Here is a 14943-nt window from a genome sequence, read left to right on the forward strand (position 1 = left end):
AACGGGGATCAGACGGTGATGGACCAGCTGGAGAGCGTGCCGGTGTCCTGCGCGTAGGCGTCGTAGACCACGAGGGTCCAGGTGCCCGCCGCGACCTCGTTGGTCACGTTCACCGAGTAGTTCCGGGTGCCCAGATCGGTGCAGGGCAGGGAACCGGTGGGCTTGACCGAGTACGTGCTGCCGTCGGGGGCCTTCAGGCTGATGCGGAGGTCCTCGGAGCAGGTGTGCGTCCCGGTGACCGACACCTTCACCGGCGAAACCGCGTTGCCGGTGGCGGTCGAGGTGATCGGGCTGTTCACCGTGCCGTAGTCGTTCAGCGCGTAGTCGGTGTCGTTGGTGTAGGTGCGCACGTCACCGCCGGTGCCGACGGTCAGCTTGTACTGCGCGGTGCGCGCGCCGCTGGCCCCGGTGCCGGTCACCGTGATGGTGCTGGTGCCGTCAGGGGTGCTCGCCGACGTCGCGATGGTGAGCGTCGAGGAGGCGCCGGACTGCACCGAAGCCGGGTTGAACGTCGCGGTCGCCCCGGTGGGGAGGCCGCTCGCGCTGAGCGAAACCGACTGCGCCGTGCCGTTGGTGGTCGCGGTGTTCACCGTGACCGTGGCCGACTCGCCCGGCTTGACCGAGCCCGCCGTCGGGGTGACGCCGACCGAGAAGTCGTTGCCCTGCGGGGTGCACGAGGTCGGCTCACCGGTCGCCGCGGTGACGCTGATGGCGTCCCACGCCGCCTTGGTGGTGTTGAACTCCGTGCAGGAACCCGGGTACAGCGCGAGCGCCGCTTCCAGGGTGGCCTTGCGGGCCGCCTTGTGGTTCCAGCTGGAGGTCTTCTTCAGCAGGCCGTTGTAGAAGATCTTCCCGGCCTTCTGGATGCCGATCCCGGTGATCGAGGTGTTGTTGCAGGTCGGGCTGGCCGGCTTGCCGACCGGCGCGGTGCCCTCGGCCAGCAGGTAGAACCAGTGGTTCTGCGGTCCGGCGGCGGCGTGCACCTCGGTGTTCGGGATGGACGACGAGTAGCAGTCGGGGTTGCCGGAGATCCGGCTCGGCTGGTTCATGTAGCGGATCGGCCCGCGGCCGACCAGGTTCACGCCCTCGCCGACGTCGTAGTCGGGGGTGTCCTTGGCGTTGTTGGCGTAGTGCTCGGTGATGGCGCCGAAGATGTCACCGGTGGACTCGTTGAGGCCGCCGTTCTCGTTGCCGCTGCCCGCGCCGCCCGGCGTGGTCTGGAAGATGGCGTGGCCGTATTCGTGCGCGACGACGTCCATCGGGGTGGCCTGGCGCTGGCTGTCCGACGAGCGGCCGTAGGTGGTCGAGGAACCGTTCCAGTAGGCGTTGGCCTGGTTGAGGCCGACGTAGGCGGGGAAGCCGCCGCCGTTGCCGTTGATGCCGTTGCGGCCGAGCCATTCGCCCAGCATCTTCCACTCGGTCTGCACGCCGAAGAGCGCGTCGACGCAGGCGGTTTCCAGGTCGGTGCCGGAGCCGTTGCCCCAGTTGTCGTCCGGGCCGCTGAAGGGCGAGCTGTTCTGGCGGGCGCAGCTGATGTTGGTCCGCTGCGGGTCGCGCATCGTGTACGTGCCGCCGGAGTTCGTCGTGTCGATGGTGACGTTGCCGGCGTAGTAGCTGTTCCCGGCGCCCAGCGTGCCGACTTCGTTCGCCGTCGCCTTCGGTGCGGCGGCAGGGAAGTTGGACATCTTGACGTCGTCACGGGTTTCGAGGACCGCGCCGGTCGCGCCGTCCACGAAGACGTGCAGGTTACTCGGGTTCGCCGCCTTGGTGCCGGCGACGACGACCTCGTAGGCGAGCTTGGGGGAGTTCCCCGCCAGCACGACGAGCTTCGGCGCGACCACGCTGTCTACTTTGGACAGCTGGCCGCGTGCGACCTCGGTCGCCTTCGCCGCGGAGATCCTGGCTTTGGTGTCGACCGAGATCGCCGCGGTCTCCGCGGCGCTGGTGCCGCGGACGCGCCCGGCGCCGTCGGCGACCACCACCGCGTCCCCGCCCACGACGGGCAGGCCACGATAGGTTCGTTCGTAGGCGGCGTAGAAGAGTCCTCCGCCACCGGGGGTCAGCCCGACGCGGCGGAAGTCTTCCTGCGCGCCCTTCCGCAGCTGGTCTACACCAGTCGCGGCGGCCCGGTCGGCCGCGCTCGCGGCCACGGCGTCGGGGCTCGCGGGCTGGACGGTGGCGGTGGTCGCGTTCGCCGGGGTCACCGGGAACGTCATGCTCAGGGCAAGGCCGGCGACGGCCGCCAACCCTGTTCTGAGCCCTCGCTGAACGGTCATGTGAACCTTCCATGGGCAGGACCGTGTACCCGTCCGGCCTTCAGGCGCGGCGGGGAATTCGACCTGGCGGGCGCACGGCGGGGACGGGGAGCGTGCCCATTCGGATAACTGGAGTTATCCCGATGGACACGTCCGAGTAAAGGAGCCGGTCACGAGGTGCGTCAATGGGCCGGATGGCCTAGCGACGCGGGCGAAGATCCACATGCGGGGAATGAAATGCCTGTGTAGTAAGAGTTTTTCGCGCCATGTGCGATATATGGCGACTTTCGTATGGTTTTCAGCCGGTCGGCCCGAAATCGGACATAGCGGCCGCGCGCACGCCGCGGCGATAGGCCTCCGCGGCTTTTTCGATTAATCCGCGGGCGCGCAACGTGTCGCCCAAATGCAGTGAGGTGGCGACCAGCGCGCCGCGCAGTTCGGACTTTTCCTGTGCGGTGGCGGCTTCTTCGAGGAGCGCGGTGGCCTCGGGCAGGTCGCCGCGCGCGCGGGCGATGAGTCCCAGTAGCCGGAGAACCTCGGTCCTCGCCTCGATGTCGGGGGATCGATCCAGAAGCGGGCGGATCCCTTCGGCGAGTTCGGCCGCCTCGTCGAGTTTCCCTTGGCGGCGACGGACATCGGCGAGTTCGATGGTCGCGCCGAGTACGCCCTCGCGTGAACCGGCCTTGGCCAGGAGGTCGCGGGCGAGCCGCAGTTCGGCGTGCGCCTCGTCGAGTTTGCCCAGCCGTCGCCACAGGAAGCCGCGCGCCCAGCGACATCGGGCGGCGTCGCGGTCGTAACCGAGTGAGGTGAACAGGCGCAGTGCCCGCGAAAGATCCTTCTCCGCGCGGTCGGCCAGGCCGATCTCCTGCCACAGTTGCGCGGCCTGCCGGTGATAGCGCGCGGCGATGTCCGCATGACGGGCGGAAGGGAGGACGCGGCGGCCTTCCTCGGCGGCCCGGCGGGCTCGGCGGAGTGCGCCCATTTCGATCAGCGGGTGGATCAACGCGGTCACCAGCGCCAGTTCGGCATCGGGATCGCTCGCGCCGGTGGCGCGGAGATCGGCGAGCGCGTTCTCCACGAGCGCGACCGACGCGCCCAGGTCACCCGAAAGCGCGCGGCAGGCGGCGACGCGGTTGACGATCATCGCGCGCAGGCGGGGCGACGCGGCATCGGCGAGTTCCATGGCGTGCGCGAATCTCTTGTCCGCCAACGGGATGTCATAGCGCTGCCAGTGGACTTCGCCGAGATGGAAACGCGCGTGACATTGGATGTCCGGCAGCCGGTACTCCGCCGCTCGGCGTTCCACCCGGGCGAACTCGCGCTCGGCGGCTTCGAGCCCGCCCTTCTGTAACTCGCGATACGCGGCCTCGAGCGCGTCGCCGAGTTCTTGGGCGGCGCCGGGTGGCCGGTCGAAGCGGAGTTCGTCCGCGGTGAGGCCGAGCCGTCGCGCGAGGTGGGAGAGCACGTCGTCCGAGGGCAGGCGGCGGCCGGACTCGACCTTGGCGAGGAAACCGCGGTCGTAGCGCGGCTCGGCGAGCTCACGCTGAGTCAGCCCGCGTGCCCGGCGCAACCGCCGGATCCGCGCGCCGAGTGGTTCAGCCATGGACGGCACCGATCCACGGTAGACGATTTCCCGCCGGGCATCGGGCCGAGCCGGACGGATATCCGCCAACAACGGCCGGATCCGGTGACTTCCGACCGGCGAAACGGACATATTGACTGGTGGCGCTCGGCGAGCTAGCGTCGTGCGCAATAAAAAGGAAACTTTCTTAACTAAATGTGAGCGGGGCGCCGATGATGGTGAGTTCCTGGTCCCGGACGGTGGCCGCGGTTTCGGCACTGGTCCTCGGGGGTTTGACGGTTCCGGCGGTTTCGGCCGCGGCGGCGGTGCAGGGTGAGGTCCGGGTCGACCAGGTCGGCTACGGCATCACCGAGACCAAGCACGCCTATCTCCTCTCCAGCGCGCCGGGTTCGTTCTCGGTGGTCGACGAACGTGGCCGGACCGTCCATCGTGGACGGACCGGGCAGTCGCTCGGCGCGTGGAACGCGAAGTACCCGGCGGTGTACCAGCTCGACCTGTCGAAGGTCTGGCTGCCGGGCAAGTACCGGATCGAGGTCACCGGCGAGACCAAGGCGACGTCGCCGACGTTCCGGGTGGACACCAAGGACCGGCTCTTCACGCCGCTCGTCCGGGCCACCAACGAGTTCTTCCAGGCACAGCGCGACGGCGACGACATCATCCCGGGCCGTCTCGACCGCAAACCCTCGCACCTGGCCGACAAACAGGCCACGGTCTACGAATGGCCCGCGTTCGGCGGCGAATTCGGCGACGAGATCACCGAACCGCTGAAGCCGGCGGGCGGGCCGATCGACGTCGAGGGCGGCTGGGTCGACGCGGGCGACTTCGTCAAGTTCACGTCGAACACGGCGTACTCGCTGGCCGAGCTGGGTTACGTGCTTCGCGAGGACTACGACCGGGCGCTGGCCGCGGAGGTCAAGCTCGGCCTCGACTGGCTCGACAAGATGTGGGACGAGAAGAGCAAGACGCTCTACGCCCAGGTCGGGATCGGCACGGGCAGCGACAAGTTCGGCTTCCTCGGCGACCACGACGTCTGGCGGAACCCGCACGACGACGACCCGCTCGACGTGAAGCCGGGTGACCCCAAGTATTTCGTGAAGCACCGGCCGGTCTTCCCCGCGAACCCCGGCGGATCGGGGCTCAGCCCGAACCTCGCCGGCCGGGTGGCCGCCGCCTTCGCGCTCGGCGCCCAGGTCGAGGCGAAGCGGAACCCCGCGCTGGCAAGGGAATACCTCGCCGAAGCCTCGTCGGTCTTCGCGCAGGCCAAGACCGAGAACGTCGGCGAACTGGTCACCGCGTTCCCGCACGCGTACTACCCGGAGTCGTCCTGGCGAGACGACATGGAACTGGGCGCGACGCAGCTGGCCCTGGCGGCCAAGGCCCTGCGGGACCCGCGGGCCGCCGACTGGACGCGGCAGGCGGCGCACTGGGCGAAGGCCTACATCGACGTCGAGGAGAAGAGCACGCTCAACCTGTACGACACCAGCGCGCTGGCGCACGCCGAACTGGCGAAGCTCCTGCGGCACGGTGTCCCGGGCGCGGCGCTCGGCCCGAAGGAACTGATCGGCGATCTGCGGCGTCAGCTGGACGAAGGTGTCGCGAGCGCGGCTCAGAGTCCTTTCCGGACCGCCGTCTCGGTGAAGGAATTCGACGCGGCCAGCAAGAGCTTCGGATTCGCCGCGACCGAGCGGCTGTACGCGGACCTGACCGGTGACCGGCGGTACGCGGCGTTCGGCTCGCAGCAGCGGAACTTCACCCTCGGCTCGAACGCCTGGGGAATCTCGCTGGTCGTCGGTGTCGGCACCACGTATCCGCGGTGCCCGCACCACCAGGCGGCGAACCTCGCCGGCGAGGAGAAGCTGCTCTACGGCGCCGTCGTGAACGGCCCCAACGGGGCGGAGAACTTCGAGCACATGGAGCTCCCGCCCGGATCGAAGGACTGCAGGAAGCCCTTCGAAGCGTTCGACACCCCCGAGTCCCGCTACGCCGACGACCTCGCGTCGTGGCCGAGCAACGAGCCCGCCATCGACTTCACCTCGACGGCCATGCTCGCGTTCGCGCTGACCGGCCGTTCCTGAGGCGTGATCGCGGGGCCCGCTCGACGGCGGGCCCCGCGTTCGCGTATCCGACAACTCCTGTTCGCGGCGATGCCGCCGCTCCGGACGGTGACGACGTCGTAGGCTTGGCGGGGTGAGTGAGACAAGCGAGTTCCCCGACGGCCAGTACCCGGAACGTCCGATCGAGCGCCACAAGGGCCCGGTCGTGCTGCGGCGGGATCGCCGTGACCAGGGCAGCACCACCGACCAGCGCCTGCTGGACTCGCGGGGCCCGAGCGACTGGGTGCACACCGACCCGTGGCGCGTGCTGCGGATCCAGGCGGAGTTCGTCGAGGGATTCGGCGCGCTCGCCGAGGTACCGCGCGCGGTGACGGTGTTCGGTTCGGCGCGGACCAAGCGGGACCACCCGGAGTACGAACTCGGCCGCAAGATCGGCGGCGCGCTCGCGAACGCGGGCTTCGCGGTGATGACCGGCGGCGGCCCCGGCGCGATGGAAGCGGTGAACCGCGGCGCCAACGAGGCCGGCGGGTTCTCGGTCGGCCTCGGCATCGAGCTGCCGTTCGAGCAGGGCCTGAACCCGTGGGTCGACCTCGGCGTCAACTTCCGGTACTTCTTCGCGCGCAAGACCATGTTCATCAAGTACTCGCAGGCGTTCATCTGCCTGCCCGGTGGCTTCGGCACGCTCGACGAGCTGTTCGAGGCGCTCACCCTGGTGCAGACGAAGAAGGTCACGAAGTTCCCGGTCGTGCTGTTCGGCAGCGACTACTGGGGTGGGCTGTACGACTGGATCGCCAAGACGCTGCTCGCCGAGGGCAAGATCGGCGAGAAGGACCTCGACCTGCTGCACGTCACCGACGACATCGACGACGCCGTGCGCGTCGTCCAGGAGTCGTACCAGGCATGGGAGGACACCCACTGATGGCGGCGCCGCGCCGGGTCTGCGTCTTCTGCGGTTCCTCGATGGGCTTCGACCCGCGGTATGCCGAGGAGGCTCGTGCCCTGGGGACGTTGCTGGCGTCGCGGGGCATCGGGCTGGTCTACGGCGGGGCTTCGGTCGGGACCATGGGCGTCGTCGCGGACGCGGCGCTGGCCGCGGGCGGCGAGGTGATCGGCGTGATCCCCGAGGCACTGGGCTCCGTCGAGATCGCGCACGCCGGCCTGACCGAACTGCACGTCGTCGCCGACATGCACCAGCGGAAGGCGAAGATGGCCGCGCTGTCCGACGGGTTCCTCGCGCTGCCCGGCGGCGCGGGGACGCTGGAGGAGCTGTTCGAGGTCTGGACGTGGGCGCAGCTCGGGCTGCACGAGAAGCCGATCGGGTTGGTCGACGTCGGCGGGTACTACGCGCCGCTGCTGAAGTTCGCCGACCACATGGTGTCGGAGGGCTTCCTGTCGGCGGGGTACCGGGACATGCTCTCGATCGACTCGGACGCTTCGGTGCTTCTGGACGGCTTCGCGGACTACGTGCCGCCGCCTCGGCCTAAGTGGGCCAAGTAGGGCTTGGGTAGCGCGTGAAGGCCCCCTTCCCCCGGCTCAGCCGCGGGAAGGGGGCCTTCACGCGCTGTTGCCGTGTTTGCCTGGCTGCCCTCGGTACATGAAGGCCCCCTTCATTGCGCCTAGCGCCGTGAAGGGGGCCTTCATGTACTTGGGGCGCCGCGAAGGGCGAGTTTCTTCGGCTCAGCCGAGGGAAGGGGGCCTTCACGCGCGCTGCTCGTGACGAGTGGGGTCATTGGGGCACCTGGGCTCCGTGAGGTGACCGTCGAAGTCCGTGAAGGGCCCCTTGACGGACCCAGGTCCGTGAAGGCCTCCTTCACTACCTTGAGGGTAGGGAAGGAGGCCTTCACGGCACTTCCCCTGGCCCAGCTGCACCGGAATGCGCGAAGAGTCCCTTGGTGCGAGCCGCGGGGGAGCAAGGGACCTTTGCTACCACCCCGGCCCCGCAAGAACCGTCAGGCAGCGCTCTGATCAGGCCGTTTGTGGTACGAGTCGACGTACTCCTGCCCTGAAAGCTCCAGGATCGCGTACATGATCTCGTCGGTCACCGAGCGCCGGATGGCCGGCGACGAGTCCTGCCCCTCGTACCGCGAGAAGTCCAGCGGCGCACCGTAGGTGACGGTGATCTTCGCCCGCCGCGGGATCCGCTTCCCGGCGGGCTGCAGGTTCTCGGTCCCGGTAAGCGCGACGGGCACGACCTTCGCGCCGGTCGCCAGTGCCAGGGCCGCGACACCGGTGTGCCCACGATGCAGCCGCCCGTCCAGCGATCGGGTGCCCTCGGGGTAGATCGCGAAAGCGCCGCCCGCGTCGAGCACCTTCCGCGCCGCTTCCAGCGCGGCGAGACCGGCCTGCGCGTTGCCGCGTTCGACCGGGACGTAGCCGAGGCCGCCCAGGAAACCGGCCATCAGTTTGCCCTTGAGCCCGCGGCCGGTGAAGTACTCCGCCTTGCCGAGGAACTTGACCTGCCGCATCGCCGTGAAAGTGATCACGCCGGTGTCCAGCGCCGCCCGATGGTTGGGTGCCAGCAGCACCGGCCCGGTGGCGGGGATGTTCTCCACGCCGCGGATCTCGGGGCGGTACAGCGCTCTGACCAGCGGTCCGAGCACGAATCGGACGAGTAGCGGTAGCAAGGTTCCTCCATCGACAGGGTGTCGGACTCCAGCATGGCACGATCACTACTCATGAGTTGGTTCGAGCGGCGTACGTGGCAGAACCCCGGCTGGACGGTCGAAGACATCGTCGCTGCGAAGGGTGACCGGACGGTTTCGGTCGTGCTACCGGCGCTCGACGAAGAGGACACCGTCGCCGAGGTCGTCGGGACGGTCCGGCCGCTGCTGGGCACGGTCGTCGACGAGCTGGTCGTGATGGACTCCGGGTCCACCGACGCCACCGCCGAGCTCGCGGCCCGCGCCGGCGCGCGCGTGGTGCATCGCGAGGACGTGCTCCCCGACCTGCCACCGGTGCCGGGCAAGGGCGAGGTGCTGTGGCGGTCGCTGGCCGCGACGACCGGTGACGTCGTCGTGTTCCTCGACTCCGACCTCGTCGACCCGGATCCGGCGTTCGTGCCGACCCTGCTCGGCCCCCTGCTCTGCGAGAGCGGCGTCCACCTGGTCAAGGGGTTCTACCGGCGGCCGCTCCGGCTGGAGAGCAGCGGCGGCGGCCGGGTGACCGAGTTGCTGGCGCGACCGGTCCTCTCGGCGCTGCGCCCATCACTCTCGGGGCTCATTCAGCCCCTGGGAGGCGAGTACGCCGCGACGCGCGAGTTTCTCGAGTCAGTGCCCTTCGCGGCCGGGTACGGCGTCGAGATCGGGCTCATCCTCGACGCCGAAGCGCGCTACGGCCTTGAAGGGCTCGCCCAGGTCAACCTCGGCGTACGCAAGCATCGCAACCGCTCGCTGCTCCAGCTGGGGGTGATGGCGCGCCAGATCCTCGGGACGGCGCTCGCGCGCTGCGGCATCAAGTCCGACGACCCCGCCCAGCTCACCCAGTTCGCGCAAGTAGGTGACGAATGGCTGCCGGAGGTCGCCGAGGTGTCGGTCAGCGACCGGCCGCCGATGCGTGAAGTGCGCGGCCTACAGCCGTAGGACCTCGTCGAACCCGGCCACCTGCGACTCGCGATGCGTCACCAGGACGACGGTGCCGCGCGCGGCGGCGAGCACATCGGCCAGGACGGCGTCGCCGTGTTCCGGATCCAGACCCTCGACCGGCTCGTCCAGCACGAGGACCGGCGGAGCCGAGAGCACTGCTCTCGCGAGGATGAGCCGCTGGCGCTGCCCACCGGACAGCGTGTCGCCGTCGGAGCCGACTTCGCGATCCAGCGGCAGGTCGAAACCGGCCGTGGCACAGGCGGCGAGCAGCTCCGCATCCGAAGCGCCGGGCTCCGCGAGCAGCAGGTTCTCCCGGACCGTCGTGTGGAAGACGTGCGCGTCCGCGAGCGCGCCCGAGATCACCGACGGAAGCAGCGTCGGATCGTAGGTCTCCAGCGGCTTCCCGTTCAGCAGAGCGCGCCCGGACGTCGGCGCCACGGCACCCAGCAGCACGTTCAGCAGCGTCGTCTTCCCGGCCCCGCTCGGCCCCACGATCCCGACGCGTTTGCCCGGCGGAAGGTCGAGGTCGACGCCGTCCAGCGCCGGGGCCCTGCCCTCGAACCGAACGCCGACGCCTTCGAGCCGCAGATGCCCGGGCTCGGGCGCCACGGTGCCGCGCTCGGGCGGCGGTTCCGTCAGCAGCGCACGCACCCGCTCGGCCGACGCGCGGACCTCGACCCAGCGCTGGGCGGCCGCCGTCAGCGGGAGGACCAGCTCGAACACGGCCAACGAGCCCAGCGCGAGGGCCGCGGTCAGTGGTGGTGAAACCCCGGCGGCCAGGGCGATCGCCACGCAGGTCAGCAGCTGGACGAGGATCCCGGCCGCGGTCAGCAGGCTGGTGCGGTTCGCCGTCGCCCGATCCCGCGAAGCGAGTGCGTCGACAGCGTTGTGTGCGGCGTCCACAGTGGACTCATGGACGCCGTAGGCGATCAGCTCCCGCCGCCCGGTGATCAGCTCGACCGACCGTTCGGCGAGGTCGGCGCGGGCCGGAGCGCTCTTCTCCGCCGCCGCGCGGGTGATCCGCACGCACAGCCACGGCAGCCCGATCCCCGCGACGGCGAGTCCGAGCGCCAGCACCAGCCCGGCGGCAGGGCTGGCGATCAGCGCGACCGTCGTCGACACCGCGCCGACGAAGGCCGCGACACCGGCGGGCAGCAGGCAGCGCAGGATCGCGTCCTGCACCGCGTCCACATCGGACACCAGTCGCGTGACGAGATCGCCGCCTGAATGCCGCGAGACCCGGTGCGGCAGCAATGACGTGTACACGCGGGTCCGCAAGGCGCCGAGATACCGCAGGACGACCTCGTGCCCGGCGAGCCGTTCCGCGTACCGCAACCCGCCGCGCAGCAACGCCAGCGTCCGGACGGCGACGATCGCCACGGTGAGCGACGCCAGCGGCGGCTGCTCGGCCGCCTTCAACAGCAGCCATGCGGCGGTGGCCATCAACGCCAGCCCGGCGATCTCCGCCCCGGCCCCGATCAGCCCGGCTCGGCCCAGCCGAACCACATCCTTCGTGGACACGCCCCAGACGTTCACACCAGTTCCCGTTCTCTCAGTGTTCGTCGGTGAACCCGCGTCCGCGATCGACGTCGGCAGGACGCTGGTCGGTCATTCACCTCGCCGATGCGGCGGTGGCGTCCCGCCACCGCGATAGCGGGGTCACCGCCCGAGGTGCATCTTCAGCTCCGCCGACTGCTCGTACGGCGCCATCGTGGACTTCGAGGACGCGGGTGGCCAGCGCGGCCATCGCGGGCCGGTGTGCCACGAGCACCGCGGTCCGGCCGGTGAGCAGTTCACGGGTCGCGCCGAGCACGGCCGCTTCGGTTCCCGCGTCGAGCCTGGCGGTCGGCTCGTCGAGCAGCGCGAGACCCGCCTCGGTACGGGCCAGCGCCCTGGCGAGGCCGAGCCGTTGCCGCTGACCGGCCGAAAGCGGCGCGCCCAGTTCGCCGATCCGGGTGCGGTAGCCGTCGGGCAACCCGCGCACGACCTCGTCGAACGCCGCCGCGCGTGCCGCCGCCTGGACGTCCGGCACCTGGCCCATGGCGATGTTCTCCTCGACGGTCCCGGTGAACAACGTCGGCCGTTGCGGCACCCACGCCGTCCCCGCTCGCCACACAGCCGGATCCAGCTCGCCCAGATCGACGCCGTCGACCAGGACCCGGCCGGACGTCGGCGTGACGAAGCCCAGCAGGACCGCCAGCAGCGTGCTTTTCCCGGAACCGCTGGGCCCCACGAGCGCGACGTGCTCGCCCGCCTCGATCGTCATGTCCACTTCGGACAGTACGGCTTCGCCGCCGTACGCGACGCTCACCTTCTCCAGCACGATCCGCGGCGCACCGCGGCGGGCCACCCGCGAACCCCGGACGACGTCCTCCGAGCGCACGGCCAGCGCCTCGCGCAGCGTGGCGAGCCCTTCGGCGCTGGCGTGGAACTTCGCCCCGGCCGCCCGCAGCGGCAGGTACGCCTCGGGAGCGAGCAGCAGCACGAGTACCGCCGTGTGCACGACCATGCCGCCTTCCAGCAGCCGGAAGCCGATCGGCACCGCGACCAGCGCCACCGAAAGCGTCGCCACCAGTTCCAGCACCAGCGCGGACAGGAACGCGACCCGAAGCGTGCGCATCGTCGCGTCGGTGTGCGCGTCCGCCATCGCCCGCACGGTCTTCGCCTGCGCTTCGGCGCGGCCGAACACCTTGAGCGTGCCGAGCCCGCGCACGACGTCGAGGAAATGCCCGCCCAGCTTGGAAAGCAGTGACCACTGCTTGGCGGTCTTCGCCTTCGTGTGCTGTCCGACCAGGATCGCGAACACCGGGATCAGCGGCAGCGTCGCGAGGATGATCAGCGCCGACGACAGATCCGCGGCGAACAGCCGGACGAGCACCGCGACCGGCACGATCGCCGACAGCACCACCGTCGGCAGGTACCCGGTCAGATAGGCGTCACTCGCGTCGATCCCCTTGGTCACCAGGGTCGCGACCGCGCCGGGGTTCTCCGCCTCCGCGCCGAGAAGCCGTTTGCGCAGCCCGGCCTTGACCTTCGCCGCGAACCGGCCGCCGACGGACCCCTGGACACCCGCGAGCAACGCCCGTACCGCGATGGCGGCCACGAGGGTCCAGGTGACGCCGCCGCCGGTGAGCAGCGTCGCGAGGCCGTCGGCCTGGACGAGGATCGCCGCGGCGGTCAGCGTGCCGAGGACGGCCAGTAGGCCGAAATGGCGGCGCAGTCCGGGAAGGGGTGGCATGCCGGGCTCCTAGAAGTGCAGCAGCGAACGCTGGTCGACGCGGGTGTCGTGCCTGCGCCACGTCACCCACTGCACGGCGGCGATCGCCACGAGCGCGGGAGGCAGGACGAACGTGAGCAGACCGAGCATCTCGGTGCTGGTGGCCGCTTCCGTCAGGCTCAGCGAGAAGCCTCCGTCCACAGAGGACACCAACGTGTCGGGCAGGCGCGCGGTCCCGACGGCGAGCACCGGTGACGCCGACAGCGTCATCGTGGCGACGAGTGCCGTCTTGTGCCGCGCGGAGCGCAAGGCCGCCCAGGCGACGCCCAGCGCGCCGAACGCCAGCACGATCGCGGGCAGCACGGACCACGAAACGGTGGTCTCGACGGCACCCCAGCCGACCGCCACGACCAGGAACGCGAGCGCCGGCGCGAGCAGGGCCTTGGCGATCCGGTTCGCGCGGGCGGTGAACTCCGCCGGTGCCCGGACGGCGAGGAAAGCCGCTCCCTGCAAGGCGAACAGCGCGACGAACCCCGCGCCCCAGAGCAGCGCGTACGGGCTGAACACCGCGAGGACGTCGCCGCTCGGTTTACCGGCCGCGTCGAGCGGGAGCCCGAGGACGAGGTTGCCGAGGAACACGCCCCAGGACACCGCCGTCACCCACGCGCCGACGGTGATCGCCAGCGTCCAGGCACCGCGGCGCGCGTCCGGACGCCTGCTGCGCAGCTGCACCGCCGCGGTGAAGGTGACCAGCCCGAGCAGCAGGGTCACCACCGGGATGTACGCCCCGGCGAACACTTTTCCTTCCAGGTGCGGGAAAGCGCCGAACAGGACGCCGACCGCGGCCACCAGCCACACCTCGTTGGCCAGGAAGAACGGGCCGAACGCGCCGAGCACGCGCCGTCGTCCGGCCTCGTCACGGCCCAGCCTGCCGAGCAGCATGCCGACGCCGTAGTCGTAGCCCGCCAGCGCGAAATAGCCCGCGGTCAGGAAACCGAGCACACACCACCAGAGGATCACCATCGGTCAGACTCCGCTCAGGACGGGAAGTTCGGCACGCGGCGCGGCGGGCTCTTCGACCGCGTCCGGGCCGCGTTTGGCGACCCGCGACATCAGCACCCAGTCGGCGATCGCGAGCACCAGGAACAACAGCGTGAAAGCGATGAAGGAGAACAGGATCTGCCCCGCCGGGATCGCCGCGACGGCGTCGGCGGTGGTCAGCTGCCCGCGGATCAGCCACGGCTGACGCCCGATCTCCCGCACCAGCCAGCCGAGGATCGCCGCGATGAACGGCAACGGGATGGCCAGCACCATCACGTACAGCAGCGGCCGGACCTTGGTGATCCAGTTCCGGAACAGCAGCAGCGTGCCGAGGATCGAAGCCAGGAAGGCGATGAACCCGATCTGGATCATGAAGCCCAGTGAGACACCGACGATGGGATCCGCTCCTTCCAGCTTGCCGGGGTGGTATTCCCCGAGCGGGCCGAACTGGGCGAAGCCGAAGCCGATCACCATCGTGCTGCCGGCCAGCGAGGCGAGCACGCCGATCCGCATCGAGCGCCGGAAGAACTCGATCTCCTTCGTGCGCTTGATGAAGTGGTACGCGCTGACGCCGACCACGAAGAAACCACCGGTCATCAGCGCCGCGCTCAGCACGTGCGGCAGCGAGGCCGTCAGCGCCGGGTTGGTGAACAGCGCACCGAAGTCGTCGAGTTTCAGCACACCGTTCTCGGCGTGCGTGCCGACCGGGTTCTGCAGGAACGAGTTGGCCACCATGATGAACAGCGCCGAGGCGTACGCGGTCAGCGTGACCAGCCAGATCAGCGTCATGTGGACCCATTTGTTCAGCCGCCCCCAGCCGAAGATCCAGAGCCCCAGGAAGGTCGATTCGGCGAAGAAGGCCACCAGCGTCTCGATGGCCAGCGGTGCGCCGAAGACGTCGCCCGCGACCGCGGACAGGCCGGTCCAGGTGAGCCCGAACTGGAATTCCATCACGATTCCGGTGACGATTCCCAGCGCATAATTGATCACGTAAAGCTTGCCCCAGAAGCGAGTCATCCGCGTGAGTTCCGGCTTGCCGCCGAACGCGGAGCGTGTCTGCATCACCGCGACGAGTGTCACGAGCCCCAGTGTGAGCAGCACGAACAGGAAGTGGAACGAGGTCGTCGTCGCGAACTGGAGTCTCGCGATCGGGAGTGCGTCCATGTCGAAGCACTGTATACGTAGGCTGGCTACATGTAGCCACTAAATCTAT

The 14943-nt window shown here is 69.8% G+C and carries 11 protein-coding genes; 4 read left to right on the plus strand and 7 right to left on the minus strand.

Going from position 1 to position 14943, the window contains the following annotated elements; all coding sequences use genetic code 11:
• Positions 1–8 precede the first annotated feature (8 nt).
• Positions 9–2276: a M4 family metallopeptidase gene (locus tag ACZ1DY_RS05790; RefSeq protein ID WP_465483798.1), complete on the minus strand. Its 2268-nt coding sequence runs from the start codon at positions 2274–2276 to the stop codon at positions 9–11.
• A 277-nt stretch (positions 2277–2553) separates the two neighbouring features.
• On the minus strand, positions 2554–3858 hold the full coding sequence (locus tag ACZ1DY_RS05795; protein WP_465483799.1) for a helix-turn-helix domain-containing protein: 1305 nt from the start codon (positions 3856–3858) through the stop codon (positions 2554–2556).
• Positions 3859–4049: 191 nt separating this feature from the next.
• Between ACZ1DY_RS05795 and ACZ1DY_RS05800 the strand changes: the two genes are divergently transcribed.
• The 3 genes from ACZ1DY_RS05800 (at position 4050) to ACZ1DY_RS05810 (ending at position 7388) form a co-directional block, all read left to right on the plus strand.
• A complete protein-coding gene (locus ACZ1DY_RS05800; protein WP_465483800.1) occupies positions 4050–5912 on the plus strand; it encodes a glycoside hydrolase family 9 protein in 1863 nt (620 codons plus the stop codon).
• Between the two features lie 112 nt (positions 5913–6024).
• Entirely contained in the window at positions 6025–6810 is a 786-nt protein-coding gene (locus ACZ1DY_RS05805) for an LOG family protein (RefSeq protein WP_126736377.1), read from the plus strand.
• A complete protein-coding gene (locus ACZ1DY_RS05810) occupies positions 6810–7388 on the plus strand; it encodes an LOG family protein (RefSeq protein WP_126736402.1) in 579 nt (192 codons plus the stop codon). Before ACZ1DY_RS05805 ends, ACZ1DY_RS05810 begins: the two co-directional genes overlap by 1 nt.
• Positions 7389–7840: 452 nt before the next feature.
• Here the strand turns inward: ACZ1DY_RS05810 and ACZ1DY_RS05815 are convergent, their stop codons facing one another.
• Positions 7841–8515 (minus strand): lysophospholipid acyltransferase family protein, encoded by a 675-nt coding sequence (locus ACZ1DY_RS05815; RefSeq protein WP_037332183.1) that lies wholly within the window; start codon positions 8513–8515, stop codon positions 7841–7843.
• Positions 8516–8566: 51 nt separating this feature from the next.
• On the opposite strand from ACZ1DY_RS05815, the gene ACZ1DY_RS05820 reads away from it, so the two are divergent.
• Positions 8567–9469: a glucosyl-3-phosphoglycerate synthase gene (locus ACZ1DY_RS05820; protein WP_465483801.1), complete on the plus strand. Its 903-nt coding sequence runs from the start codon at positions 8567–8569 to the stop codon at positions 9467–9469.
• Here ACZ1DY_RS05820 and cydC read toward each other — a convergent pair.
• From cydC to ACZ1DY_RS05840, 4 genes are all read right to left on the minus strand, one after another.
• Complete coding sequence (cydC, locus tag ACZ1DY_RS05825; protein WP_465483802.1) at positions 9458–10993, minus strand: thiol reductant ABC exporter subunit CydC; 1536 nt, start codon at positions 10991–10993, stop codon at positions 9458–9460. The genes ACZ1DY_RS05820 and cydC overlap by 12 nt on opposite strands.
• A 91-nt stretch (positions 10994–11084) precedes the next feature.
• Positions 11085–12710: a thiol reductant ABC exporter subunit CydD gene (gene cydD / locus ACZ1DY_RS05830; protein ID WP_465483803.1), complete on the minus strand. Its 1626-nt coding sequence runs from the start codon at positions 12708–12710 to the stop codon at positions 11085–11087.
• Positions 12711–12719: 9 nt separating this feature from the next.
• On the minus strand, positions 12720–13712 hold the full coding sequence (locus ACZ1DY_RS05835; RefSeq protein WP_465483804.1) for a cytochrome d ubiquinol oxidase subunit II: 993 nt from the start codon (positions 13710–13712) through the stop codon (positions 12720–12722).
• A gap of 3 nt (positions 13713–13715) precedes the next feature.
• Positions 13716–14894, minus strand: coding sequence for a cytochrome ubiquinol oxidase subunit I (locus ACZ1DY_RS05840; protein ID WP_465483805.1), 1179 nt, complete (start codon positions 14892–14894; stop codon positions 13716–13718).
• Positions 14895–14943: the final 49 nt, after the last annotated feature.

Source organism: Amycolatopsis sp. PSD-21 (assembly GCF_055561455.1).